1 protein-coding gene is annotated in these 413 nt (G+C 50.8%); it reads left to right on the forward strand.

The genetic code is table 11. The features are described 5' to 3' along the window. Positions 1–164: 164 nt before the first annotated feature. Entirely contained in the window at positions 165–332 is a 168-nt protein-coding gene (locus C446_RS19175) for a hypothetical protein (RefSeq protein WP_160162985.1), read from the forward strand. Positions 333–413 lie beyond the last annotated feature (81 nt).

The raw sequence follows: 413 nt of genomic DNA on the forward strand, positions 1-413 counted from the left end.
TCAAAACAGGACTCTCAGGCCATATAGCGGCATTAAGACGAATATCATAAATTCAATACTGTCGCCTTCTTGCGTTCAACAGAGCATACGGTGTGCTTGAATTGAGGCTTGACGACGATACCGGTACGTTGTATGCCCATCTCTCGGTCGCGGAGGAGGTTGACGTGTACAAGCCCGGCGAAGTGTCCACTCGGGTCGGCGTCGATCTCGGTGAGAACACGATCTATGCCGCCGCTGCCGTCGACGCAGAGACTGGTGAGGTCCGTGACAACGGCGTCATCATGGATGAGACAATCACGGGCAACGAATTTCGTCACCAACTGCTCTGTTGAACGCAAGAAGGCGACAGTATTGAATTTATGATATTCGTCTTAATGCCGCTATATGGCCTGAGAGTCCTGTTTTGAAATTCG

Source organism: Halobiforma nitratireducens JCM 10879, from assembly GCF_000337895.1.
GTDB lineage: Archaea > Halobacteriota > Halobacteria > Halobacteriales > Natrialbaceae > Natronobacterium > Natronobacterium nitratireducens.